This window comes from Prochlorococcus marinus CUG1415, from assembly GCF_017696015.1.
Lineage (GTDB): Bacteria > Cyanobacteriota > Cyanobacteriia > PCC-6307 > Cyanobiaceae > Prochlorococcus_A > Prochlorococcus_A marinus_AE.
This window is the reverse complement of the sequence record NZ_JAAORL010000001.1, coordinates 686,930-710,301: the sequence shown is the minus strand read 5'-3', so window position 1 is coordinate 710,301 and position 23,372 is coordinate 686,930. Positions and strand designations below refer to the sequence as shown.

43 protein-coding genes are annotated in these 23,372 nt (G+C 28.7%); 26 read left to right on the top strand and 17 right to left on the bottom strand.

Annotated features, from left to right (window positions below):
* Positions 1–3: 3 nt before the first annotated feature.
* Complete coding sequence (gene psb29, locus HA143_RS04060; RefSeq protein ID WP_209083348.1) at positions 4–660, top strand: photosystem II biogenesis protein Psp29; 657 nt, start codon at positions 4–6, stop codon at positions 658–660.
* Between the two features lie 140 nt (positions 661–800).
* Here the strand turns inward: psb29 and petN are convergent, their stop codons facing one another.
* Positions 801–902 carry a cytochrome b6-f complex subunit PetN gene (petN, locus tag HA143_RS04055; protein ID WP_011376303.1) on the bottom strand — a complete coding sequence of 34 codons (102 nt, stop codon included), beginning with the start codon at positions 900–902 and terminating at the stop codon, positions 801–803.
* A gap of 122 nt (positions 903–1,024) precedes the next feature.
* On the opposite strand from petN, the gene HA143_RS04050 reads away from it, so the two are divergent.
* A complete protein-coding gene (locus HA143_RS04050; protein ID WP_209083347.1) occupies positions 1,025–1,303 on the top strand; it encodes a DUF2103 domain-containing protein in 279 nt (92 codons plus the stop codon).
* Positions 1,304–1,556: 253 nt separating this feature from the next.
* Here HA143_RS04050 and HA143_RS04045 read toward each other — a convergent pair whose 3' ends face one another.
* Positions 1,557–1,826: a hypothetical protein gene (locus tag HA143_RS04045; RefSeq protein WP_209083346.1), complete on the bottom strand. Its 270-nt coding sequence runs from the start codon at positions 1,824–1,826 to the stop codon at positions 1,557–1,559.
* A 133-nt stretch (positions 1,827–1,959) separates the two neighbouring features.
* Between HA143_RS04045 and HA143_RS04040 the strand changes: the two genes are divergently transcribed.
* The 3 genes from HA143_RS04040 (at position 1,960) to HA143_RS04030 (ending at position 3,045) form a co-directional block, all read left to right on the top strand.
* Positions 1,960–2,397: a hypothetical protein gene (locus HA143_RS04040; protein WP_209083345.1), complete on the top strand. Its 438-nt coding sequence runs from the start codon at positions 1,960–1,962 to the stop codon at positions 2,395–2,397.
* 80 nt (positions 2,398–2,477) lie between these two features.
* Entirely contained in the window at positions 2,478–2,654 is a 177-nt protein-coding gene (locus tag HA143_RS04035; RefSeq protein ID WP_209083344.1) for a hypothetical protein, read from the top strand.
* Positions 2,655–2,694: 40 nt separating this feature from the next.
* On the top strand, positions 2,695–3,045 hold the full coding sequence (locus tag HA143_RS04030; protein WP_209083343.1) for an alpha-2-macroglobulin: 351 nt from the start codon (positions 2,695–2,697) through the stop codon (positions 3,043–3,045).
* A 311-nt stretch (positions 3,046–3,356) separates the two neighbouring features.
* On the opposite strand, the gene HA143_RS04025 is transcribed toward HA143_RS04030, so the two are convergent.
* Positions 3,357–3,539: a hypothetical protein gene (locus HA143_RS04025; protein ID WP_209083342.1), complete on the bottom strand. Its 183-nt coding sequence runs from the start codon at positions 3,537–3,539 to the stop codon at positions 3,357–3,359.
* 141 nt (positions 3,540–3,680) lie between these two features.
* Here HA143_RS04025 and HA143_RS04020 point away from each other — a divergent pair, with 141 nt between their 5' ends.
* Positions 3,681–3,875: a hypothetical protein gene (locus tag HA143_RS04020; protein WP_209083341.1), complete on the top strand. Its 195-nt coding sequence runs from the start codon at positions 3,681–3,683 to the stop codon at positions 3,873–3,875.
* A 23-nt stretch (positions 3,876–3,898) separates the two neighbouring features.
* Here HA143_RS04020 and HA143_RS04015 read toward each other — a convergent pair whose 3' ends face one another.
* On the bottom strand, positions 3,899–4,096 hold the full coding sequence (locus tag HA143_RS04015; RefSeq protein ID WP_209083340.1) for a hypothetical protein: 198 nt from the start codon (positions 4,094–4,096) through the stop codon (positions 3,899–3,901).
* 136 nt (positions 4,097–4,232) lie between these two features.
* Between HA143_RS04015 and HA143_RS04010 the strand changes: the two genes are divergently transcribed.
* On the top strand, positions 4,233–4,406 hold the full coding sequence (locus tag HA143_RS04010; RefSeq protein WP_209083339.1) for a hypothetical protein: 174 nt from the start codon (positions 4,233–4,235) through the stop codon (positions 4,404–4,406).
* 55 nt (positions 4,407–4,461) lie between these two features.
* On the opposite strand, the gene HA143_RS04005 is transcribed toward HA143_RS04010, so the two are convergent.
* The gene (locus tag HA143_RS04005; RefSeq protein ID WP_209083338.1) at positions 4,462–4,668 is read right to left on the bottom strand and encodes a hypothetical protein; all 207 of its coding nucleotides are present in this window, start codon (positions 4,666–4,668) and stop codon (positions 4,462–4,464) included.
* Between the two features lie 221 nt (positions 4,669–4,889).
* Between HA143_RS04005 and HA143_RS04000 the strand changes: the two genes are divergently transcribed.
* The 4 genes from HA143_RS04000 (at position 4,890) to HA143_RS03985 (ending at position 7,795) form a co-directional block, all read left to right on the top strand.
* Complete coding sequence (locus tag HA143_RS04000; protein ID WP_209083337.1) at positions 4,890–5,258, top strand: CopG family transcriptional regulator; 369 nt, start codon at positions 4,890–4,892, stop codon at positions 5,256–5,258.
* A gap of 131 nt (positions 5,259–5,389) precedes the next feature.
* Entirely contained in the window at positions 5,390–6,709 is a 1,320-nt protein-coding gene (locus tag HA143_RS03995; RefSeq protein WP_209083336.1) for a DUF2130 domain-containing protein, read from the top strand.
* Positions 6,710–6,805: 96 nt separating this feature from the next.
* Positions 6,806–7,093 carry a translation initiation factor IF-2 N-terminal domain-containing protein gene (locus HA143_RS03990; protein ID WP_209083335.1) on the top strand — a complete coding sequence of 96 codons (288 nt, stop codon included), beginning with the start codon at positions 6,806–6,808 and terminating at the stop codon, positions 7,091–7,093.
* A gap of 399 nt (positions 7,094–7,492) precedes the next feature.
* Entirely contained in the window at positions 7,493–7,795 is a 303-nt protein-coding gene (locus HA143_RS03985; protein ID WP_209083334.1) for a hypothetical protein, read from the top strand.
* Between the two features lie 185 nt (positions 7,796–7,980).
* Here HA143_RS03985 and HA143_RS03980 read toward each other — a convergent pair whose 3' ends face one another.
* Positions 7,981–8,127, bottom strand: coding sequence for a hypothetical protein (locus HA143_RS03980; RefSeq protein WP_209083333.1), 147 nt, complete (start codon positions 8,125–8,127; stop codon positions 7,981–7,983).
* Between the two features lie 152 nt (positions 8,128–8,279).
* On the opposite strand from HA143_RS03980, the gene HA143_RS09810 reads away from it, so the two are divergent.
* Positions 8,280–8,405: a hypothetical protein gene (locus HA143_RS09810; protein ID WP_257469936.1), complete on the top strand. Its 126-nt coding sequence runs from the start codon at positions 8,280–8,282 to the stop codon at positions 8,403–8,405.
* Between the two features lie 108 nt (positions 8,406–8,513).
* Here HA143_RS09810 and pstB read toward each other — a convergent pair whose 3' ends face one another.
* The 4 genes from pstB to HA143_RS03960 form a co-directional block, all read right to left on the bottom strand.
* Positions 8,514–9,323 carry a phosphate ABC transporter ATP-binding protein PstB gene (pstB, locus tag HA143_RS03975; protein WP_209083332.1) on the bottom strand — a complete coding sequence of 270 codons (810 nt, stop codon included), beginning with the start codon at positions 9,321–9,323 and terminating at the stop codon, positions 8,514–8,516.
* Positions 9,324–10,217, bottom strand: coding sequence for a phosphate ABC transporter permease PstA (gene pstA / locus HA143_RS03970; protein ID WP_209083331.1), 894 nt, complete (start codon positions 10,215–10,217; stop codon positions 9,324–9,326). It lies immediately after the preceding gene.
* A 6-nt stretch (positions 10,218–10,223) separates the two neighbouring features.
* Positions 10,224–11,171, bottom strand: a complete 948-nt coding sequence (gene pstC, locus HA143_RS03965) for a phosphate ABC transporter permease subunit PstC (protein WP_209083330.1) — start codon at positions 11,169–11,171, stop codon at positions 10,224–10,226.
* Between the two features lie 80 nt (positions 11,172–11,251).
* Positions 11,252–11,521, bottom strand: a complete 270-nt coding sequence (locus tag HA143_RS03960) for an ArsR/SmtB family transcription factor (RefSeq protein ID WP_209083329.1) — start codon at positions 11,519–11,521, stop codon at positions 11,252–11,254.
* Between the two features lie 164 nt (positions 11,522–11,685).
* Between HA143_RS03960 and HA143_RS03955 the strand changes: the two genes are divergently transcribed.
* Both HA143_RS03955 and arsJ read left to right on the top strand, forming a co-directional pair.
* Positions 11,686–12,714 (top strand): ArsJ-associated glyceraldehyde-3-phosphate dehydrogenase, encoded by a 1,029-nt coding sequence (locus HA143_RS03955; protein WP_209083328.1) that lies wholly within the window; start codon positions 11,686–11,688, stop codon positions 12,712–12,714.
* 5 nt (positions 12,715–12,719) lie between these two features.
* On the top strand, positions 12,720–13,976 hold the full coding sequence (gene arsJ / locus HA143_RS03950) for an organoarsenical effux MFS transporter ArsJ (protein WP_209083327.1): 1,257 nt from the start codon (positions 12,720–12,722) through the stop codon (positions 13,974–13,976).
* Here the strand turns inward: arsJ and pstS are convergent.
* The 5 genes from pstS to HA143_RS03930 all read right to left on the bottom strand — a co-directional run bounded on the left by pstS (position 13,944) and on the right by HA143_RS03930 (position 17,566).
* Positions 13,944–14,915 carry a phosphate ABC transporter substrate-binding protein PstS gene (pstS, locus tag HA143_RS03945; RefSeq protein WP_209083326.1) on the bottom strand — a complete coding sequence of 324 codons (972 nt, stop codon included), beginning with the start codon at positions 14,913–14,915 and terminating at the stop codon, positions 13,944–13,946. The genes arsJ and pstS overlap by 33 nt on opposite strands.
* Before the next feature lie 111 nt (positions 14,916–15,026).
* The gene (locus HA143_RS03940; RefSeq protein WP_209083325.1) at positions 15,027–16,082 is read right to left on the bottom strand and encodes a potassium channel family protein; all 1,056 of its coding nucleotides are present in this window, start codon (positions 16,080–16,082) and stop codon (positions 15,027–15,029) included.
* A gap of 183 nt (positions 16,083–16,265) precedes the next feature.
* A complete protein-coding gene (locus tag HA143_RS09805; RefSeq protein WP_257469935.1) occupies positions 16,266–16,397 on the bottom strand; it encodes a hypothetical protein in 132 nt (43 codons plus the stop codon).
* A gap of 77 nt (positions 16,398–16,474) precedes the next feature.
* Entirely contained in the window at positions 16,475–16,828 is a 354-nt protein-coding gene (locus HA143_RS03935) for a DUF1499 domain-containing protein (RefSeq protein WP_209083324.1), read from the bottom strand.
* A 354-nt stretch (positions 16,829–17,182) separates the two neighbouring features.
* Positions 17,183–17,566, bottom strand: a complete 384-nt coding sequence (locus tag HA143_RS03930) for a DUP family protein (RefSeq protein ID WP_209083323.1) — start codon at positions 17,564–17,566, stop codon at positions 17,183–17,185.
* Positions 17,567–17,849: 283 nt separating this feature from the next.
* Here HA143_RS03930 and HA143_RS03925 point away from each other — a divergent pair, with 283 nt between their 5' ends.
* Positions 17,850–18,161: a DUF3303 domain-containing protein gene (locus HA143_RS03925; protein ID WP_025967496.1), complete on the top strand. Its 312-nt coding sequence runs from the start codon at positions 17,850–17,852 to the stop codon at positions 18,159–18,161.
* A gap of 98 nt (positions 18,162–18,259) precedes the next feature.
* Positions 18,260–18,451 (top strand): hypothetical protein, encoded by a 192-nt coding sequence (locus HA143_RS03920; RefSeq protein WP_209083322.1) that lies wholly within the window; start codon positions 18,260–18,262, stop codon positions 18,449–18,451.
* Positions 18,452–18,758: 307 nt separating this feature from the next.
* Here the strand turns inward: HA143_RS03920 and HA143_RS03915 are convergent, their stop codons facing one another.
* Positions 18,759–18,995: a hypothetical protein gene (locus HA143_RS03915; protein ID WP_209083321.1), complete on the bottom strand. Its 237-nt coding sequence runs from the start codon at positions 18,993–18,995 to the stop codon at positions 18,759–18,761.
* A 535-nt stretch (positions 18,996–19,530) separates the two neighbouring features.
* Between HA143_RS03915 and HA143_RS09800 the strand changes: the two genes are divergently transcribed.
* The 6 genes from HA143_RS09800 (at position 19,531) to HA143_RS03890 (ending at position 21,398) form a co-directional block, all read left to right on the top strand.
* Entirely contained in the window at positions 19,531–19,656 is a 126-nt protein-coding gene (locus tag HA143_RS09800) for a hypothetical protein (RefSeq protein WP_257469934.1), read from the top strand.
* A gap of 254 nt (positions 19,657–19,910) precedes the next feature.
* On the top strand, positions 19,911–20,162 hold the full coding sequence (locus tag HA143_RS03910) for a molecular chaperone DnaJ (RefSeq protein ID WP_209083320.1): 252 nt from the start codon (positions 19,911–19,913) through the stop codon (positions 20,160–20,162).
* Between the two features lie 16 nt (positions 20,163–20,178).
* A complete protein-coding gene (locus tag HA143_RS03905) occupies positions 20,179–20,334 on the top strand; it encodes a hypothetical protein (protein ID WP_012007524.1) in 156 nt (51 codons plus the stop codon).
* A gap of 91 nt (positions 20,335–20,425) precedes the next feature.
* Positions 20,426–20,653 (top strand): hypothetical protein, encoded by a 228-nt coding sequence (locus HA143_RS03900; RefSeq protein ID WP_209083319.1) that lies wholly within the window; start codon positions 20,426–20,428, stop codon positions 20,651–20,653.
* Positions 20,653–20,907 carry a hypothetical protein gene (locus HA143_RS03895; RefSeq protein WP_209083318.1) on the top strand — a complete coding sequence of 85 codons (255 nt, stop codon included), beginning with the start codon at positions 20,653–20,655 and terminating at the stop codon, positions 20,905–20,907. Before HA143_RS03900 ends, HA143_RS03895 begins: the two co-directional genes overlap by 1 nt.
* A 296-nt stretch (positions 20,908–21,203) precedes the next feature.
* Positions 21,204–21,398, top strand: a complete 195-nt coding sequence (locus HA143_RS03890; RefSeq protein ID WP_209084517.1) for a hypothetical protein — start codon at positions 21,204–21,206, stop codon at positions 21,396–21,398.
* Positions 21,399–21,439: 41 nt separating this feature from the next.
* Here the strand turns inward: HA143_RS03890 and HA143_RS03885 are convergent, their stop codons facing one another.
* Positions 21,440–22,105: an SDR family oxidoreductase gene (locus tag HA143_RS03885; protein WP_209083317.1), complete on the bottom strand. Its 666-nt coding sequence runs from the start codon at positions 22,103–22,105 to the stop codon at positions 21,440–21,442.
* Positions 22,106–22,286: 181 nt separating this feature from the next.
* On the opposite strand from HA143_RS03885, the gene HA143_RS03880 reads away from it, so the two are divergent.
* The 4 genes from HA143_RS03880 to HA143_RS03865 all read left to right on the top strand — a co-directional run bounded on the left by HA143_RS03880 (position 22,287) and on the right by HA143_RS03865 (position 23,351).
* A complete protein-coding gene (locus HA143_RS03880; RefSeq protein WP_209083316.1) occupies positions 22,287–22,490 on the top strand; it encodes a hypothetical protein in 204 nt (67 codons plus the stop codon).
* A 59-nt stretch (positions 22,491–22,549) separates the two neighbouring features.
* Complete coding sequence (locus HA143_RS03875; RefSeq protein ID WP_209083315.1) at positions 22,550–22,720, top strand: hypothetical protein; 171 nt, start codon at positions 22,550–22,552, stop codon at positions 22,718–22,720.
* A gap of 12 nt (positions 22,721–22,732) precedes the next feature.
* Entirely contained in the window at positions 22,733–22,945 is a 213-nt protein-coding gene (locus tag HA143_RS03870; protein ID WP_209083314.1) for a hypothetical protein, read from the top strand.
* 193 nt (positions 22,946–23,138) lie between these two features.
* On the top strand, positions 23,139–23,351 hold the full coding sequence (locus HA143_RS03865; protein WP_209083313.1) for a TIGR02450 family Trp-rich protein: 213 nt from the start codon (positions 23,139–23,141) through the stop codon (positions 23,349–23,351).
* Positions 23,352–23,372 lie beyond the last annotated feature (21 nt).

The following is a 23,372-nucleotide window of genomic DNA, read 5'->3' as shown; positions in this document are numbered from 1 at the left end:
ATTTTGAGTAAACATACGCTAACCTTATTAAGGTTTACATATAAAAAATTGAAAGAAAAATTGACCGTTTCAGATAGCAAAAAGTTATTTCATGAACAATTCCCTTACGTTATTCCAGGCTTATATAAAAGAATAGTTGATGAAATGCTTGTTGAGCTAAATCTTTTAAATCATCAAAATGAATTTACACAAGATTATCTCTTTTGTATTGGTCTCACCGAGACATTCAAAGACTTAATGAAAGGATACAAACCTGAGAGACATTTGGATCTTCTTTTTGAATCTTTATGCAGTTCTACAAATTTCGAAGGGAATAAAATCAAGGAAATCTCTCAAACATCTCAAAAGGAATTCGAGGATAAATCATCTAAAGATATATTGAAATTATTACAAGAAAAAAGCGATTCGAAACTCTATCCTTCAAGGATATTAAACTTAGGATTGTATATATTAATTTTAAAATACCTAGATCTCAAAGAAAAAAAAGAATCAGAGATAAATGATATCCTATCTAATATTTTTAAAAACTTAAAATTGTCTTTTAATAAAGCAGAAAAAGATATAGGAATTTACAAAAACACTCTATCAAAAATGGAACAAGCAAAAGAATTAATTGAAGAACTCAGAATAAAGGATAATAAAACAGCGCAAAAAAAATAAAATCTATTTTTTTAATCTTTTTTTATCTTTCCAAGAGACATAAGATATATAAATTACAGCTAATGTTATTAATATTAGTAAAACGAATGAGGTATATATGAGAAATTTACTTAAGTAGAGGTCATAACTTAAAAATGAACTCATATGTCAATAGATCCGTCACCATTTCTACCCCAAACAACCATTGCTATTGAAAAAGTAAAAATTGCAGCTAATGCTGCCCACCCTATTTGAAAGATCATTAGATTTAAATCACTTTTATAAATATAACAGAAGTTCAAAATTTTTTAATCATTTCTAATCTAAAGTTAATTTCTCAGAAACAAAATTTTGTAAATAGAATAAATTAAAGGGAAAATACAAATTGGGAAGGTTAGTAATAAATCATAGTACAAATATAGAAGGTCTAATTCCAATACTTCAAAAGTTAGTACTTAATATTAATATCAAGACAGTAACTCCAGCTGCGATATCAAGAGTAAGGGGAAGATCCTCTAAATTGACAATTAGATTGTCAGTGAAAACAATAAACGGATATAAAGCAATCGCAAGAAAGGGTAAAACAGCCCAAGAAGTTTTTATTTCGACAGACTTAAGTAAAGATGAATTAAAACAAATTATAGATATTTATAATAAAAAGTAATTTAATTAAAGATAATAAGAATTCAAGTAATAGGAAATCAATGAAAGCAAAATTAAATCTATCTTTATTTTTATTTGCTTTGTTAACATTTGGTGATAGAACATTCTCACTTACTAATTACCAAATAAAGAAAATTTGTAAAAATGAGCAAAGGAAATCAACTTGTATAAACAATTTGGTAGAGAAAAGATCGAATCTACAAAAAGGCAATCTAATTGAAATACCTGTGATACCTTATAAAGGTAATTAGAATTTAAATTTCAAATTCTGATTCAAAAAGATTAAAAGCATTTTTATAATTTATAAGAAGCTCTTCTGAATTGTCCTTAAAGCCTTGTTGTTCATACTCTTCTTTTAATTGATCATATAAGTACAAAACTCTATTAAAAGCACTAATATATTCTTTTTGTATATCTTCATCATCGATATCATAGATTTTAGCCAAAACTAATTCAACATTTTTTTTTGATGAATATATTTTTTTCTCGTAATCTTTATTTAACTTCCTTCTTTTTTTTGCCATCTATACATTTTATTTTAAATACAAATTAACAATACTCAAATTGATAGATAAATTAAATTAAAACTTATAAAATGAATATATAGTTTCCAAATCAAAATAAAACCTCTATATTCCAAATAAATTATTGGATGATATGAATAAAAAAGAAACAATTAATCCCAAAGAGGCTAGAAATCAAAATTATGAAGGTAAGAAAATGAATAGTGCCGAAAACTCAAAGAAAAAGAAAGATAAAGATCTTCCATGGTGGGTGGAGTTTTTATTTGTTCAAATAGGATTACCAGATAAATTGCTAATAAAAATATTAAAAACCAAAAAGAAAGCTAAAGAATTAATTAAAGACGACAAGAAATCATTAATAACATTTTTTTTTATAATTATTACATTGGCATATTTTTATCCAGTTATTAAACATGCAAAAAATCAACTAAATTGTGAAGCGATTGCCAGAGACTATATTATTAAAAATAAAAATATAATCGGACTTAATAAGAGGGAATTAAAAATGTTATCTACAAATTTTTGTTTCGGCGGTGAAGAAATCTATGAAATTGAAAATCTAAAAAATTAAATTTTTAATTATTATCTATTAATAAACCTCATAATATTATAATAGTCATTCTAAGTTTAATTAAATTTAATTTTAATCCTATGAATGATATAAAACAAAAGAAAGAAAACGTAAAAATGCATTTAAAAGATTTAAGGCAAAACTTAAAGAAAATGCATTTAGAAGTTACTGAAGAATTAATATTACCCCAGCCAGATGATGTAAAAAAACTTATGAATAAAATGGATCAACTATTAAAATTAATAGAAACAAAATAAACTATGTTTTAATAACTTGAAAACATAAAAAAATTAAAAAATGGAAAGAATAAAACAATTTGCACAAATACTTTTAATTACAATCCTCTTAAGTTCATGTAGGACATCAATAAATAAAGAATATCCCATAAATAATTCGGAAGAAAATATTAATGAGAATACTAATTCAGAAAAGAAAAGAATGGAAATAAAGTTTTCCTGTGGAGAGGATGGTATTTCAGAATACTTAGATGATGGATGGATTATCTTAAAAGAAGATTCTCAAGAAAAAATTTGTACTTGGAAATCTATTCCTGCTACAAAAGATTGTGATATGGAAAAAGATAAAGGATGTAAGATAACAAAGCCAGATAAAATTGGTGAAGAGAAAATTTATTTATTAGAAAAATAACTTTCTATTATGAATCCAAAATCAGAATATTTAGTTAATTTAATTTTTGAAAAATTAAAAAAATATAAGGCTAAAGAAATCTTTTTAGAAAAAGAAAATTTGCAAAAATTTATTTTTTCACTTTTTAAAGAAAACTGAATTCAAAGGCAAATTTAATTAAGACTGTTATAGTAAAAACAAATTTTAGATATAATTATGTATAATTTTTCCTCTTTAACAATTATTTTAATAGTCACTTTTATTGTAAGTCTTTATTTTTTATATAAGGTTACTTCGAATGCAAAGAATTAAAAATAGTTCTTAAATAGTTTTTAGATAATTGGGTCTTCTCTAAGTAATAAAATTGTATTATTATTTAAACCATCATTGATCCATTCCTTATATTCGTCTAAAACGCACTGTTTATCGGAATTATCAAGTAGATTAATTCTTTTTTTTGCATTCTCTAAAGCCACTTTAATACACAATGCATAGTCTTTGGTGTTTTCTTGCATTAGTTTTTTTTTTAATTTTAGTAAAAATAATTACCAATTCTGTAATATACATAACAATAATATGCTTTTTTTTGATAAGAGTATCAAGCAATACCGAAGTATTTTTTATATATTTGGGATAATTAAATTCTTTAAAATACTATGTCCTACGAAGCAGGCAGTAAAGAATGTAGACATTTAATAGAAGCGAAAGAAAGTCTACTATCCGCAATGGATGCTTTAAGTAATATAAATTCAACTGATCTAATCCAAATCCAAATTAAAGAAATATACAATGAATTAGAACAGATGCATGATAATCGCAAAAAAATAGAATCAGCTACTAATTATTTATAATTAATTGAAATGAATTAAAAAATTCAAAATTGAGTTTTAATGTTCTTTACTCTTTTATCTGATAATAAATCCAATAAAGCATCCAGCTGTGCATGAACTTCCTTAGCTTCACTTAGATCTGGTAACAAATCGTCTTTGATAAGCATTTGATGCATTTCTCTAAGTTCTAACCTTATATATCTAAGGTGAGAGCTTACTTCCTCTCTCTTGGTTGCACTCATATTACTTTTTATTCATTACATTATACATTATTGTGTTTTCATGATTCCTAAATAAATCTAGCTAAATTTAAAAAATACATGAGATTTACTAAAAAGATAAAGATTCCTAAAGTTACGCTGTAGTAAAATATCTTTCATGAAAAAGAAAAATTCCAAAAAGATTCAAACAGAGTCAAACAACATAAATAAAGAATTAGGTCAAACAAAAAATTCTGCAAAATTAGTACTTTTTATATTTGGAATAGGTCCAATTATAGGTATAACAATATTCTTATATAGCAAAGGATTTTTTAATTCTCCAAATATCTAATTTTTAAATATTGAATATTCAACTTAAATAATTAATTTCAATAAAAATATAAAAATTATTTTTTAAATTTTTTTAATGAAAATATCCTAAATTCAGCCATTCTTCTTGCATTTTCAGGATTAGAGACTAAAAAAGGATGGTCAGATAAAATTTCGAATACTTTATCTATCTTTAATTGTAAATCCGCACAATCAAGATTTTCCCATTCCTGATCAAATGACATCGCAAAACTGTCAGCATTGTCATAAAGTTTATCTTTCATAAGATTTGTAATTTAAATTAAAGAGATTTTGACTTGATCTTAAAAAAGTAATTAGAGGAAGCATATATAACTATACTAATGACTTATTAAGAAATAACTTTGTTTGAAGGTTCTTTAAAATCATACTTTCTTTCTTTCTTTCATTAAATTTACACTTATTACCATCAATAAATCTGACTTATTTGACAGAAGTGTTACAATAACGACATATATAAAATTTCATGGATATTAAAGTAAAAAGAATAGGATATCTTCCTAGAAAAAGGGTACTTGAAATTATTGACCAAATATCCAAAAGCGAATCTATAAGTAGATCTAAGGTTGTTGGAATATTAGTTGAGGAAGCATTAGATGCCAGAGGAATTGCAAATTTTGGATATAGCAATATTAACAAATCAAATTTAAACAACTCGAATATTTATAAAGAATCTCGAAATGAGAATATCCATTTAAAAGATGCAGAAGATGAATTTGTTGATGATAGTGGTTACACGGTTTCTTCTCATAAAACATTAGATCGCTCAATATCTTCTGCAGATATTGAATTAGCAAATAAAATTAACATACTTAAAGAATCCGGATTAATATGAATTCCATCGATTATTTATTTTATTTTTTAATGCATAACATTGAATCATTGTTTATTCTTAGTCAAGAATAATATTCTTTTTACATAATTCGAATATTAAATCCTTTCTAATATTAATTTTGAAATTAAAAAATGAAAGATATTAAATGCCCCTCATGCGGCAAAACTTTCCGAATTGATCCGAGTAGCTTTGAAGAAATCCTTCTTCAAATTAAAGATGAAGAATTTAATAAACAAATAACAGAAAGGCTTCAATTGGCTGAAGAAGATAATAAAAAAGCTTTGGAAATTTTAAAGAAAGAACTTAGAATACAGTTAATAGAACAAAACCGCATTAAGGAAAATGAAGTCCAATCTCTTGAATCTAAATTAAATATTGCTGAAGAAAAGAAAACAAATGCTCTAAATGATTTAAGAAATCAAGCAACAAATAAAATTAATTCACTCAATAATGAATTAAACAAATTAAAGGATGAAATAAAAAACCAGTCTTTAATTTCAGAATTATCTTTAAAAAATAAAGTTAATGAAGCTGTTACTAATTTAGAAAAAGAAAATTCATCATTAACAAATACCATTGAAAAGATTAGGCTTGAACAATCAATAAATGAAAAATTAATTGAAGAAAAGTTTAAAAGCAAAATTAGTGAAAGGGACCTGACTATTAATGAGCTAAGGCAAATGAAATCTAGATTGTCTACAAAGATGGTAGGAGAAACCTTAGAAATCCATTGCGAAAACCAATTCAATCTTAATCGCTCTACTGCATTTAAAAACTCATATTTCGAAAAGGATAATGATGTCACTTCAGGCAGTAAAGGGGACTATATTTTCAGGGAATTTGATGATAATAAAATTGAAATAGTATCCATAATGTTTGAGATGAAGAACGAAAGTTTAAATGGAACTAATAAAAGAAAAAACGAAGATTTTTTAAAAGAATTAGATAAAGATAGAAGACAAAAATCTTGTGAGTATGCAGTACTAGTATCGCTTCTAGAACCAGATAGTGAATTATATAATGCAGGTATAGTAGATGTTTCACATAGATTTCCAAAGATGTATGTCATAAGACCACAATTCTTTTTGCCAATTATTTCTCTACTAAGAAATGCATCTATGGAAACTTTAAAATACAAATCACAAATAGATTTAATGAAACGCGAAAACTACGACATAACAAATTTTGAAACTACTCTTGAGCAATTTAAAAATGCAGTTGGTAAAAATGTATCACTAGCCCAAGATAGATTTAATGATGCAATTTCAGAAATTGATAAATCAATAACCCATTTACAAAAAACTAAGGAGGCTTTAATTCTCTCAAAAAAACACCTTTTATCCGCTGACAGCAAATCTCAAGATTTAACGGTAAAGAAATTAACTAGAAATAACGCAACCATGAAAAAAATGTTTAATGATTTAAACAATATTGAAGATGAAGTTGCCTAATCAAAAAATTATTTGAAATTAATAATAATTAAAAATATAGTTAATTACTAATTTATAAATATATTATTAATGGTAAATTCTATAGTCATAAAGATAATGTCTAAAAACACTCCAATTTTCACTATTGCTAAAGATCTTAATGTCGAAAATAATAGAATATTACTAGCCTGCAAGAAACTTGGAATCAATGCAAAAGGGGCGGCAAAAAGATTAAATAAAGAAGAATTAGAAAAAATTAAAAATTATTTTGAAACTGGCAAAAATGTATCCGATGAAATAGTTAATCTAAATGAAAATAAAGTCAAAGTAAAAAGTAGTTCAAGAAAAATTTCAGAAAAAGTAAAGATAAACTATTTTGCAAACAGACTTATTCGCAAATCTTAAATAAAACTTATTTATTCAACTTCCTTAAAAAAATAATTCACAGAAGAGAAAGATAATAATTTATTATAAATATAAAATTATTTATCTACCTGAATTTGGAGATTTAACTAGAGCATATCCTCCCTGTAGAAGTCATTTAAAAAATGGGCCATTGTTTCTCAAGAAGAAATCATCAAAATATAATTACTAATTAAAAATTTAACTAAATTTAACTAATGTTTCATTTAAATATACCAATTTATACTTAAAATTCCCGTTAAACATTTTCTTCAATTAATTTGAAAATATTCATCAGTTCTTAATAAATTAAGAATAAATAATTAGAAAAATAAATAAGCTAATGCCCCTTCCTTTAGCAGACAATCCACGTTATAAAAAAAATAAACACATTTTATAGAAATGAAAAAATTAATAGCATTGATTTTATTTCCATTTCTTATTATTACATTTGGGACAAAAGCAAATGAGAATTTTTCCGTTGAGATAGAGGCTCTTACACTTGTAATGGAAAAATATAAAGAAGATCCTGAATCTAGTATTGAATTAGATATAGAAGATAAAAATCCAAGTTACATGGCTCTTAAACAAGACGAATGTAATGCAAAAGTTGAAGTTACGGAAAAGACAGGCTTAGAGGTTGTAAATACTGAATCTTTCGATGTAAATGTCTGTAAGAAAGAAATCTATAAAATCATCAACTAAATAAGCAGAGCGTAAAAATTCAAATAAACATAATTAAATTAAAGAGGTCTTTTACTATAAGAAGGTTAGACCTCGAGACCTAACAGAAAACATTGGAACGGGTTCTGCATATTTAATTAATAACTACAATCAAATTGGAAAGGTGTAATTATTAGTACAAAAACTAAAAAATATTTTTTAAAAAATTATTTCTTCTTTGATAATGTTTGTGATTCTTCTCTAGACATTAAAGCTTCAATTTGAGCAAGAACCTTATGAAGTTCATCCGTTTTTGTAAGAGATGCTTCTGCTACTTCTCTTAATTTTTCTAACTGTTCTTTAGTTTTATCCATGATAAATAAATTAGAAATTAACCACCTTAAAAAATGGTCTTAATACAGATTTTCCACTCCCACACAGATACATATTCTCTCTTTTTTTCATAAAGTCAAATAAATTCACTCTAATTAAAGTTTTATTAGGACTTCCAATTAATTCTCTATTTATGATTGAAAGCATAAAATTACCCTCAATAAAAATACTTTTGAATCATGAAGTAAATACAGGCAAGCCTATTGTTGCAGTGGTTATAAGGGCTCCTGCAAAAATCAAAAAGGGTAGAAAAGGATAGTTTTTCAAAGATACACACACTAATTCGAAATAACTATATAAGTATTTATACTGTTTGTCTACCCCTTAACTGTCTTAAAGGTAAAGATTTTCCTTTTAAAAGTAAAAATTAACCAAATTTACCAGATATGTATTCCTGAGTTGTTTTTTCTTTAGGAGAGTTAAAAATTTTCTTTGTCGAATTAAATTCTGCAAGATAGCCAACTTTTCCTCCATCACCCTCTTCATATTCAATTGCATTAAAAAATGCTGTCATATCACTAACTCTTAATGCCTGTTGCATATTATGAGTAACGATTATTATTGTGTAATTCTTTTTAAGTTCGTGCATCGTTTCCTCTATTTTCAGAGTAGAAATTGGATCTAATGCAGAACATGGCTCGTCCATTAGAATTATTTCAGGCTCAATCGCAATGGTTCTAGCAATACATAATCTTTGTTGTTGTCCACCAGATAAAGAGTAACCACTATCATTCAATTTATCCTTACATTCATCCCATAAAGCAGCTTTTCTTAGTGAACTTTCCACTAATTCATCCATATCTCCAGTAAAGCCATTAATTCGCGCCCCAAATGCAATATTTTCGTAGATAGATTTCGGGAAAGGATTAGGTTGTTGAAAAACCATTCCAATTCTTCTTCTTACTTCAACTGGATCTACTCTTTTGTCATAAATATTAGTTCCATCAAAGAGAACAGTTCCTTTTAAAGAACAATTGGGAATAAGATCGTTCATTCTATTTAAAGATCTAAGAACAGTTGATTTACCACAACCTGAAGGTCCAATAAGGGAGGTTATATTTCCTTTTTTAAAGTTACAAAAAACATTTCTTACTGCTTCAAAAGTTCCATAGCTTATAGAGACATTCTCAAGAGATAAAATAATATTCTTTGGTATTTTTTTATTAGTTTTAATCATTTATATTCTCTTAGTTTTCTCAGTAAAAGCGGCCAATATTCTTGAAAATATATTTACTGATAGTATCGACAAAACAAGAATAAAGGAAGCTGCCCAGGCTAATTTGTTCTGCGCATTATATGGCTCTAGAGCAAAGTTGTATATCAATACAGCCAAGGAACCCATCTCATAAAACAAGTCTCCAAAGCCTGTTATGTAGTAGTAAGAGAATAAAGCCGTAAATATCAAAGGTGCTGTTTCACCTGCAGCTCTTGCGATTCCAAGTACAACGCCAGTAGCAATAGATCTAAACGCAGAAGGCAATGTAACTTTCAATATGGTTGTATACATACTTGCTCCAACACCAAGAGACGCATATCTTAATTCGTTAGGAACTAACTTTAAACCTTCATCAGTAGTTTTTATAACTGTAGGCAACATCAATATTGAAAGAGCCATACCTCCTGCCAAGCCACTGTACATACTTCCAAATAAGATCTTTGTTGAGACAATTAGGGCATAAATAAATACACCTGCAATAATTGAAGGGACTCCGGCTAAAACATTTACCCCAAATCTGATAAATCTTGAAAAAGGACCACCTTTAGAGTATTCCGCCAAATATATTCCACCGCCAACACCTACTGGTATGGCAATAATTGAAGCAATGGTAGTAATTATTAATGTCCCTACTAATGCAGGATTAATACCTCCTGCATCTAAATCATCCCCAGGAGGATTTGGTTCTAAAGTAAATAGTTCTGGTGTGATTTGAGATCCACCTTTGATAAGAATATAAGTCACCAGAAAAATCAAAGGCAGTATTGCTATCAACGCACAAATTACTGATAAAGAAGTAAAGAATTTATCTCCTATATTTCTTGATAATCTTTTCTGGTAGTAAAGTGAATTCATAATTATCTAATATTTGAGACTAAATTTCTTAACTAGCCATTGAGCAAAGATATTAACAACTAAAGATAGGATCATCAATACAAAAGCTGCATAAAAAAGTGATGAAACCTGACTTCCATCAGCTTCACCAAACTGGTTTGCAAGCATGGAGGAAATGGTATATCCAGGAGATAAAAGAGACCAACTAAATGCATTGGAATTACCAATAATCATTGTTACAGCCATTGTTTCTCCCATTGCCCTGCCTAAAGCCAATAGAACCCCTGCCATAATTCCCGATAATGCTGCCGGCAAAATTACTGAAAATATTGTTTTCCATCTACTAGCTCCAATTCCATAGGCTGCATTTCTTAACTTTTTAGGAACCTGATTAAGAGAATCTCTAGCTATAGAAGTCACTATTGGCAAAAGCATAACTACTAAAATCAATATTGCTAACAAGGAATTCCTGCCTGTGGGTTCTGTACTGAATAAAGGTATCCAACCAAAGAAATTATGTAAAAAGACAAAAAAGTCTCTAAAAAAAGGTTCCATTACAAATATTGCCCAAAGTCCCAATACAACTGATGGAATAGCTGCTAATAATTCAACAAATGAACCTATTATTTCTCTGACAACTTTCGGTACAAAGTCTTCGGTAATAAATATTGCAGTTCCAACGCCCAAGGGGATAGTTATTAATAACGAAAGAAATGAGGTTACTAATGTGCCATATATTGCGGTAAAAGCTCCGTATTCATCTTTTACAGGATTCCATTCAGAGGTTACTAAAAACTTCAAGCCATACCTTGAAAAGGATTCAAATGACTGAAAAAAGACTACTAAAATAATTCCTAAAAGGATTATTGCTACGAAACTAGACAAGACTAGAGCAGTATTCTTGAAGATAATATCTATATTTTTTTCGATACCGAATCTTTTACGATTCTTGAAAAGAGTTAATTTCTCTTCCATTAAAAAAAGAATATCTCTATAAATCTACTACTAAATGAGCAAAAAGACTTTCAAAAAAATCAAAAAATTTTGATATTTGATTATTTACAATTCCTCTTATTTTTGGATGACTGAATTAAGTTACCCATCCAATTTTGAATTTCTGATAATACTTCTAAATTTAATTTGTAGTAGACCCATCTTCCTTCTTGTCTGTCACTGATGAGACCTGAATCTTTAAGAATTTTTATATGATAAGAAATTTTCGGTTGGGATAATCCTGTAACTTTTACTATGTCGCAAACACATATCTCTCCATCCATCATTAATTCAAGAATATTTATTCTAATTGGATCAGAAAGAGATTCCATTATCCCAACAAACTGCTCACTATTAATCTTTTTAAGTTGCTCTAACAAGGCCTATACATAATTGATTGTTTAATATTAACCTAAAAAAATATTATTTCACATATCAAGAGTTATTGATATATCAAATATTTTTGATATATAATTAGTCAGGTTTAAGATGTTTCATGAAAATTGGAATTAATGGTTTTGGAAGAATTGGCAGATTAGTTTTCAGAGCATTATGGGATAGAGCTGATATAGAAATAACTCACATTAATGAGATAGCAGGAGATTCGAATGCCGCTGCTCATCTACTCGAATTCGATTCAGTCCATGGCAGATGGGGGAAAGATATAAACGTTAAAGAAGAAGAAATAATAATTGATGGAAAGAAATTAACCTACACATCTTTTAAAAATTACCTTGATGTTCCTTGGGGAAAATCTTCTGTAGATATTATTTTGGAATGTACAGGAAAGAATAAAAAGCCAGACAAACTAAATCCATATTTTAATTCTCTAGGGATGAAAAGAGTAATAGTAGCTTGTCCAGTCAAAGGAATTGTTGCAGAAGCTGAATCACTTAATGTTGTTTATGGCATAAATCAAAGTCTTTATGACCCTTCCAAACATAAATTATTAACTGCAGCATCCTGCACTACAAATTGTTTGGCTCCGATAGTAAAGGTAATTAATGAAAATTTTTCAATTAAACACGGTGCTATTACAACTATTCACGATGTCACGAACACTCAAGTTCCTGTAGATTTTTATAAAAGTGATTTGAGGAGAGCAAGAGGATGTATGCAAAGTTTAATACCTACTACCACTGGATCTGCTAAAGCTATCGCTGAGATCTTTCCAGAATTAAAAGGAAAATTAAATGGACATGCAGTAAGGGTTCCTCTTTTAAATGCCTCTTTAACCGATGCAGTTTTTGAATTAAATAATGAAGTAAATGAAAAGCAAGTAAATAATGCATTTAAAAAAGCATCAGAAACATACTTAAAAGGAATTCTTGGGTATGAGGAGAGACCTTTAGTATCTGCAGATTACTTAAATGACTCAAGAAGTTGCATAATAGACGGACTATCAACGATGGTTGTGAATTCAAATTTATTAAAGGTTTATGCTTGGTATGACAATGAGTGGGGATATAGTTGCAGACTTGCAGATTTGACTTCTTTTGTAATTGAAAAAGAAAAAAAATTTTAGTTTTTATGAAATTATCTAGTCTTCAACAATATAGTGTCGTCACAGCAAACTATTGGGCATTTACGCTTACTGATGGGGCATTAAGAATATTAGTTGTTGGCCACTTTCATGCACTAGGTTATTCAACCCTGCAAATTGCTTTACTTTTTCTTTTCTATGAGTTTTTTGGAATAATTACAAACCTTTATGGTGGCTGGATAGGAGCAAGATATGGTTTAAGGCTTACTTTATGGATAGGAACAATTCTGCAAATTATTGCTCTTTTCATGTTGATTCCTGTCAAAGATAATTGGCCAGTAATCTTTAGCGTCGCATACGTTATGTTGGCTCAAGCGCTCAGCGGGGTAGCTAAAGATCTAAATAAAATGAGTGCAAAAAGTGCAGTTAAATCAATAGTTACAAGTTCAGAAGAAAATAATCAAAATAGTCAAAAACAATTATTTAAGTGGGTTTCAATTTTAACAGGATCTAAAAATGCGCTAAAGGGGGTTGGGTTCTTCTTAGGTGGACTTTTATATAAGATATTAGGCTTTAATAATGCTGTTGAAATAATGGGTTTAGGTCTGTGTCTCGCATTCTTTTTAACTTTGTGTCTTCCTAAAGATTCAGGGAAAATGAAAAGAAAACCTGTTTTTAAAGACCTTTTTTCCAAGTCTGAAGGTATAAATATTCTCTCAAGTGCTAGATTTTTCTTGTTTGGAGCAAGAGATGTCTGGTTTGTAGTTGCACTTCCTGTGTTTTTAGATATTTCATTTGGATGGGATTATTTAAAAATAGGTCTTTTCTTGGGTGGATGGATAATAATCTACGGATTCTTTCAAGTATTAGCTCCATTACTTAGAAAAATATGGAGAAAAAAAACTAGCCCAACAAAAACAACCGTCCAATTTTGGGGACTTATCTTGACAGTTATCCCATTATTTATTGCTTTAGCTTTAAACGGTGATAAATCATTAGGGCCTGTAATTGTAATTGGATTAATAATATTTGGCTTTATTTTTGCAATGAATTCTTCTACTCATTCGTACTTAATTTTGGCTTATTCAGATAATGAAAAAGTAAGTTTAAATGTTGGTTATTACTACATGGCTAATGCAGCTGGAAGATTATTAGGGACCTTACTATCTGGCTTATTATTTATGCTAGGCAGAAATGCCACTCTTGGTCTTCAATATTGTTTATATGCTTCAACTGCCTTGATTTTTATTGCATGGCTTACTAGTTCTAAATTACCTTCCTATTCTTCCAACAGCATCGATTGATTTTTTTAGAATTTCCCCTTTTAAAGGAACGAAGCCTAAAGCAGGAGCTTTTGATTGGTATTCATCACTTAGCAATTTATAGAACGTATCTTGAATTGCCTTAGTATTCCTGCCGTTACCTTTTTCATAAGCGAGTATCCAAGTCAGGGTTGCTATTGGATAAGCTCCTTTAGCAGTAGGATTCGGATTTTTACCAGCCAAGTTTTCATCAAGATTTATTCCATTTAAAGCTATTGCTCCTGACTCAGTATTGGGAGTAACGAATTCACCAGAAAGATTTTGAAGTGCAGCAGCCTTAACATTACCTTTAATGTATGACTGGTTTACATAACCAATTGCACCTGGAGTATTTTGTATAACACCCGCCACACCAGAATTACCTTTAGCTCCTACTCCTGCAGGCCATTTAACAGATTTACCAGTACCAAGATTCCAAGTTTTAGAAAAAGCCTCCATAGAATTTGTAAAAGCTTTAGTAGTACCTGAACCATCAGAACGATGTGCCCAAGTTAATTTACCTGACTTGCATCCTAATTCCTTCCAATTTTTTATCATTCCCATCGCAACTTGAACAGCTTGTTCTTGTGTTAGTTTCAAGTCGCAGTCATAGTTATATCCGAATGCAATTGTGCCTCCTACCATAGGTATTTGAACAAGCCCTCTTGTAACTTTCTCTATATCAGAATCTTTCATAGGATCATCTGATGCACCAAAATTTACAGTTTCATCTATAAAGGCTTTTCTGCCAGAGCCAGAACCTACTGCTTGATAATTAACTCTTGGGCCTCCAGATTTAGCTAAGTCAAAAAACCACCTGGTATAAATTTTTGAGGGAAATGAAGCACCAGCTCCGCTCAATCTTTTTGAAGCAATCGCCGCTGGAGAGAAAACTAATGAGATAGCAGAAGAAATAATGAGAGCTTTCTTAAAAATGCTCATGACATCGTTATGGTTGAAGACAATTCATTTATAGCATCAAACATAAAGCCAAAAGGAAAGATTAAGAAATACATCAAGATATTTTGATATAATCAATTATTCTTGATATATCTATTTTAATAGTTCTACTGCTACTACAAGATTTCCTAATAATCCGTTCAAAATATTTAGTTGTTCTTTACTACCAAATGCTATTAATACTTGACCTGGCTGAAGTATGAAATTGCCTCCAGGATTAGTTGCCAACTTTTCATTTTCTTTTATAGCCAAAATTTTTGCACCACTCTTTTTGCCTATCCCAAGTTCAGAAAGTGATCTTTTCTCTGCTGTTTCAAAAAGACTAATATCATTACTTAATGCAAATTCTTCAATTTCACATTCACTTCCTGCGAGCAGATCAAGGAAGTCAATAGCTATAGGTCTTAAGGCCATTGATGCCATGGCCCTTCCTGCCGCGATATAAGGGCTTACAACTATACTTGCCCCGGCTAATCTCAACTTACTTGCGGCTTCTTCAGTTCCAGCTCTTGCTATTACTCTAATAGAACTTCTTATACCTTTAGCACTTAAAACTACATATAAATTCGCAGCATCATTAGGTAAGGTAACGACCAAACTTTTGCATTTTTCTAACCCTGCCAGTTTTAACGTCTCATCAAGAGTAGCGTCAGCACAAAGTACTTCTAAACCATTTTCTTCAGCAATCTTTTTTCTATCTTCATCACTCTCAACAACAATAATTGGAATATTTTGTGTTTTTATTTGATTAGATATTTCCTGACCTACCCTCCCATATCCGCACAAAATTACATGATTTTCCATTTTTCTAAGAAGTCTTTTAAAACGTAATTCATTTACTCTTTGAAAATAGCCGGATTCAAATAATCTAACAGCTTTTTGAAAGGTAAATTGAATAAATATCAATCCGCCAACGATTACTAAAACAGTTACGATCCTGCCTTCAGGACTTAAAGGTTGAACTTCTCCAAAACCAATAGTGGTTATTGTGATCAGAACCATCCATAAGCAATCACTCCATTCCCATCCCTCTGTTATTCGATAGCCAATTGCACCTAAAAAAAACAGAAAGAATAAAGAATAAATAAGACCAAACCAAGGCCTTAAATAGTCTTTAATAAAATAGAACTCAAATAATCTAAGCTTCATATCCCTTATTATCGTTAACTATTCAAAAATTTCAAAAAAATTTTCTATTATGTTCCTAAAACTATTTATTTATTTAAGTGAAATACATATTAAGCAGGATAATAATATTTATTTTCCTAGCTGTATGCATTAAACAAATGATTACTGTCTCAGGCCTTATTTAATGCTTCATTAAAAATGAATTCAAGGATTTACTTTTACTGATTCAATAAGAAAATCAGAAGCTGCTTTTAACCAATCAGCGACTGTAAGACGAAGGTCAGGTTGAGAATATACAAGAGCAACAATAATTGCAACTAAGATTATTTTTACCATAGCATTTCAAATATTCTTATGAATTAAAGCACACCTATTTAGTAAAAAGAACCTTAATTTTATAAAAAACAGATTAATTACAATTTCTCTAATTGATCAAACAAATATTCCACTCTTCTGAGATTAACACCTAAATCTGATTGACCTAATCTAGCCGCAGATCTTATCTGAATAATTCCTTTAGATCTGTTTACATAACTTCTTACATCAAGTTTTAAAATTTCGAGGTCATCTGGAAATCTGAAAATCAAGCTTCTACAAACACCTTTCCAATAATTTCTTCCACTTTCAACAACTTCTGTACGAGGTAACCCCTCTGCCAGGGCAACAAGTTGAATATACTTTTGATCAACATTAATTAGTTTCTTTTCTATTAAGACACTGTTTAATGGATTTGTTATTGGAGCAAGACCTTGGATAGAGGAAACCATATTATTCAAAAGCAATGTAGATGTTCTAACCGATTTCACATACTATTTGAGAGGGAAAGTAAATAATTTCCAGATTAAAGTGTTCTTTATAAAGAGATTGCTTATTTTGTGATTAAAATTCTAAAACTTAAGATTTTTTATTGTTTTTTTTGATAAAGAGGGTTGTCTAGATTGTTTACTATTTAGTTTCTTGACCCATAAAAAAACTACTACTAACAAAAAGATTTCAATTATAATTCCAACCGTTATTAAACTCATTTTTTATCCTTTTTTTTCTTATTGGTGACCTCTATATGTGGCACAAGAATATTTAATAACCACTTTTTAAATGAACTTAACGGTTTCATAATCTATTTACTTGCCTTTTCCCCATAAACTCCTTCCTTTGATGAGATCTTCTATATTTGGCCAAGCTGCTATTAATTCTTTAAGTGCTTTTCTATTGGGAGTATAAAAAACACATGACAATGCACTTATCACATAAAGTATGAACCACAACTTACTTTCTGAATAAGCTAAAAACAAAGAGAAAAGAAAGCTTCCAATAAAGAAAAAGAAAAATAACCTATTTACTATCTCCAATGGAGTTCTTTTTAATCTGTAAAATTTAATATTTTTTTTTTCTGGTTCAGCATCTTTCTGGAACTTACTTTCATATGAATTAATTATTTCTTCTTCTAAAACTTTTTCGTACTCTAAGTTATTAATTGGATCGCTTTTATCCTTTTTATTTATCATTAGTATCTATACAGTATAAATATGGTAACTAATTTAAGGTATTTTAAAAAGTATCGAATTTTATCTTTTAATTTGAGCTATACGAACAGATCATGGTTTTGAAAATACTTCAAGATTGTCTTATTTATAAAAGATATATTACTTAAGACATTTTTTTTAATCTTCACAAATCTTTCGGTCATTTAAAACAATCACTTCTATTAACTTCATAGCACTAATTAAATTGGGAGGCAATATCTAAATCTAGAGTTAAAATAGTTTAGAGATTTTAATAATAATCTATATGCAAAGGTATTTAATTTCCTACGAATTTACAGATGGAGAGGATCAAGAAGAAGGGGCAGAAATGCTAATTAATTGGTACGAATCAGGTGGTCCCCAAAACCGACCTGAAAACTATGAGGTTCATTCTTGGATTTTTATGGTTCAAAATGGGATTGGACATTCTGTAGTGAGTGCAGATTCTCTTGAGACAATTTGGAAGCAATGGCATCCCTGGAGAAGGTTGATGGATATTAGTATTCAGCCGTGTATGGATCTTGATGAGACAGTCGGATTATTCAAAAAACAAAAAATGAATACACGGATATTCTAAAAGTATTTCTAACTCCTAAATATAAATTTCTTTTTAGTAGCACCTAATACTACATACATATTTCAATGCGTTAAAAAGGAAAAGATTTATTTTCCATAATGAATGATTCTTATCACATTTACTTCAAAGGAGAGATTCTTTTCAAGAATTTAAGTAAAGATGAATTCGAATTTATTTGGGGAAAACTTTATACATCTTATATAAATGCCCTAAATAAAGAGCTAACCTACGAATTAATTAGCGAAAACAATATTAGGGAGCCGGCCTTTAACCTTGAGCCATCTTACTAAATCAAGAAATAAATCCTAGATCATGAATAAAACAAGAAAAGCATTCTGTCTGTTATTTTGAGATAATCTTTTTCTTCTTTGCTTATATCCAAAGCTATTTTATTTGCCTCAATTTCAACATTAGAACTATAAGTTTCAAAGTTCTCATCTCTTTTAAATAGGGCAACAATTCCAATATTTGTTATTAACCAAATAAAATTATAAGTTTCTACAATTGGCTCCTATTTCAAAGAGTCAATAATCAAATCACAGGTAGAATCCATTTAATTGTCCTGTGAGTGATTTTTAATTGTCCTGTGAGTGATTTTTAATTGCCCCCATTACAATACCTTACTGCCTCAGAATTGGTACCACCATCTTCAATAATTTCGGAAACACATTTATTGAAAAGTTTAGACTCTTTTTTTACTGAACAGAATCCAAAAGCAATTGCAGCTAAAGCTATTGCAGATAAGAAACTAGAACCAAGTTGTATAAAACCATAGGCAAACATAATGTTTTTCTTCCCAGAACATTTTTTTGAATCCTTTTTTTCTTCTGTCATTTTAAATATTTAACTTATTCAAAGCTATTTGATTAATCTTAAGTTTGGGAAGTATTGCCATAGAGAAAACCGAATCAAGACTTAATTTAAACAGATGAGACAAATTTTCAAAAATTCAAGTTTCCTTTTATTTTTCTTAACTTTATTTGTCAATTTGATACATCATTCAAAAATAAATTTTTTAATTTTTTCTCAACACTAGTTTTCTAAAACAGATCCTTTTTATAAATATAAAAGTAATGATCCCACAGTTATAACAATCTATCATGATGCATTTTAAACTATATTTAAACTTGTCTTGATGAAGTATTAATACTTAAAAATTATTCTAGAAAAGCTTGTTTTGATAATGATCCCCGAGAGTTATCCACTTTTTTAGTGTTTTTCAACAGGGTTTTCCACAATATGTTGATTAAATTAATTCTTCTATGTGCAAAATAAAATATTTTCTCTTTAAAAAAAAATATATCCACATTTTGTATTGATGATCAGTATGATTCAAAATGTCATTTTTTTAAAATTGATTTTTAAATTTATGAATCCCAACAAAATAAAAAAAGATTCGACTACTGAAATCAAAGAAAAACTTAAGAAATCAAAGTTTGATGTACTTACTAACGAAAATGATTTTTTAGTTAAAAATCTAAAAAAGGCTGGATAATCTCATGGATTTTCCAAAATTATATTTTTTTTAAGAAATCTATTAAATTTAAAATTAGTTCATCAAATATAAATTTTCTATTAAAAATAAAAAAATAGTACTCCTTAAATAAACATTAAAAAAAAATATCCGTTATATTAGTCTAATCTCAATATGAGATCAGATTAGAAATATAAACGGTAAATTCATAGGGCTTATTTTAATTATTTATTGATTCCTTTTACCTATATTTGAAAACTAGTTCCAGTTAAAAGATGAATACCCAAGAACTTAAAGTCAACTACAAAAAGCTCTTAAACAAAGCTGCTAAAGCAAACGGACGTAAAGAAACAGTTTCTTACTTAAATCGTGCTGCTAAAATCAAGTCAAAACTCTATTCAAATACTAAAGTAAATTGCTTTAAATGTAATGGAGCAGGTTTTCTAAGAATTTCATTAGATGAGACTAAAACGTGTCTATCTTGCTATGGAAAGGGTTTTTTAATTAAAGAAATTCATCAGGTTTAAAAAAGTTTAATTATTAATGAAAGATCTCATTCAAGCTCACAAAAAATTAATTAAAACAGTCAAAGAACAAATGGGGTTTTCTGATTATGGTATGTACTGGCTAGCTTTTTTAGAAGGGGGGTTAACTATTTGGTTGCTTGATAGAATATTTTTTCACTGGTTAAAGTTTTAATTTTGATTTAATATCAAAAAAATTTTGTAGGTATTAAATAAATTAATTTATCGAAACCATTTAGAAAGTTGTAGCATAGTAAAAAACCAATATGCAATTACTGGGATTTATTCTTTTTCTAGCTAGTAGCTGGTATTTATGGAAATTAACATCAAACTTTCTTGATGAACCAACAAAAAAAGAGCTGGCAAATAGTTTTAATAATCTCAAAAATAAATTCTCTGAGGGGAAACAAAATTTCTCTAAAGCAAAAATAAGTGAAGCTTGGGAAAAATACAAAGAAGAAGCTGGAGCTTTATCAAATAAAGAAAAAAACTAGTGGACTTTTTTATTATTACAAGTTTTACTAAAGATATTTCTAGAATTGATCTAATTGGTATTTTGATTGGTCATTTAATTTTTGGTATCGCATTGACACAGCTTTTAGATTGGACTTGGTTGAAGAACCTTATGAGTGAAGAAGATAAAACAAGGATGCTTAAAAGTTATACTTGGAAAGACTTATTAGTTGATGGAGCAATTGTTACGGTAGTTCTAGGAATAATCTTTTTGATAATTAGCATTTTTTTATAAATGAACGTAACTTATATACTTTTAGTTTTTTTAATAATATCAATTGTGATTTTCTCTCAAATAATCAATTCCTCAGACAAAAATCAAAGCAAATGACAGAAGTAACTAGCAACTCCTCAACTGGGTGGTATTTAATCGCTTTGGTAAGCACATTATCTTTTTTAGCCTTAATTTATTTCGGCCAAAAAAGATAGATTAAAATTTAAAAGATTATTTAAATTCATAAAAAAAACTCTACAACTACTTGAGATGTAGAGCTTTTGATTATTAAGTGACTGATTTATATAAATCTATTGATGATAAAACCTTTTTTCTTAATTAAAGAAAAAGAGACCGATGAATGTGATGAAGATACTGGATTCACGGCCCCTTTGATAACCGCATTTTTCGGTAGATACGACAATGAATCACCTCCTTTACTAATTTTTCTTAAGATAACTAAAAGAATTAAACAAGCAACGAAATTCGTTAAAAATTTAAAAGTTTTTTAACAACTAGACGATTAACCCTCTTCAATATAAAAGTTTTGATATTACCAAGGCAAAACTTCTCCGTTGGCATGCCAAAACGTACCTGAATTTTTTTTATTTAAAGAATCAATACGTTTTAAAAGGCCATTTGCTGATTCTTCAGGACTAATTCCATTTTGAGTAAAGCCAGTCATTCTTGTACTAACTAACCCAGGATGCAAAATAGCCACATAAATATCTTCTTTTAATAAATCTATAGAAATTGATTTTGCTGCCATTGATAAAGCAACTTTAGACATCCTGTAACCATAAGAACTTCCAGACGTATTATCTTCAATAGATCCCATTCTACTTGTAATAAAAGCAACTTTAGAGGATCTTTTTAAAAGAGGCTTAAGTGATTGAGTGATAAGAATGGGGCTTAGAGCATTCACTTCAAATTGACGCAAAATACTTTTTTTATCTAAGTTTTCGAAAGAATTAAATTCATAAATTCCTGCATTGTTAATTAAGCAATCTAAATTAACTCCAGATAGCTTTTTACACAAATTTGTTATTGACTCATAAGAAGTAATTTCTATATTCTCTTCTATTCTCACGCCTAAATCTTTAAGTTCTTTTGAGGCTTTCCTACACGCTGCAATTACCTTATCTCCCCTCTTATGAATTTGCTTACATAATTCTAATCCAATACCCCTATTGGATCCTGTGATTAGAAAAGTGGACATGTTAGTAATAAATTATAAAATATTAATTTAAATCCAAATATAAAAAAACACAAACTAGAAAAAGAAAAAATGTCATGCAATTAATTCCAAATAAAAATTTTATAAGGCTATAATAAATATTGATATTAATTTAAGACTTTATTTAAGCTAAGCATTGATATTATTATCAGGCAATTAATTTATGGAAATTTTCAATCAAGAATTGATACAAGAAATTATTCGCTTAACTTGGAGAAATCCTGTTTTCATGGCTATAGCCATAGCTTCAGTTTGGCTTATCCCACAATTACTTATCAGAAATATTCTCTCAAAAAAATATGAACAAAGAAAAATAGAAATACAAAAAAATAAAATTCAGAAGCTTTATCCCAATACCCTTAAATAAAATTTTTAAGTTTTAAGATTTTCTAATAAATCAAAAATCCTTTTTCACCTAAATTTACTATGTTCTACAAAATAATTAGAGTAGACGGCAAAGATGACAAATTAACTTCTCAAAGCTTTGATAAATATTCAGACGCATACGATTTGCTAGACGAATTATATGGTGATTTATGTTGTTCAGATACTGACTATGGAGATATAACTTATTACGATATTGTGGAAAACAATTAAAACCTTCAAACAATGGATAATAAAAAATGTACTCCCATCCAAGTGGAAAATTTCGGGATAAGAACTATTGCATATCAAGGCATTAAAGAAGAGCTTTCAGAACTTCAAAAAGAAATTGGGTGTCCCGATTCTTTTATTTATGAATTCAATGGGAACATTCAAAATGAATGTAATCCAAAATCATTCCACTCACTAGTTAGAAAAAAAAATATTGTCAAAGATTAAACTAAATAAACAAATATTTGAAGTGATTTTTTTTAATAAAATTATTTAATATAATCAAAAATTAAAATAATAAAAAAAATGATTATTAGAATACTAGCGATAGTTCTAATTCTTGGGACGATTGCATATTATGGTTTAGTCTTGACTGGGCAAAGCAATCTCTAGTTTTTTTCAACTCATCTAAATTTTTTTTATGAAATGGCCTCCCACTCTTTGTTGGACCGCACCAAAGACGATAAATGGTAATCGACATTTTCAAGTTAAAACTTATGGTGGTAAAAATGAAAAAAGATGGGTTGATATTTTCCCTACCAAAAATAATAAAGATATTAAAAGGATCTCATGGTCAGAACTAAAATCCGAATGGAATACAGGTTGGTTAAGGCTCCCAAAAGATAAAGATTAATTTATTTATGTAAACAAATAT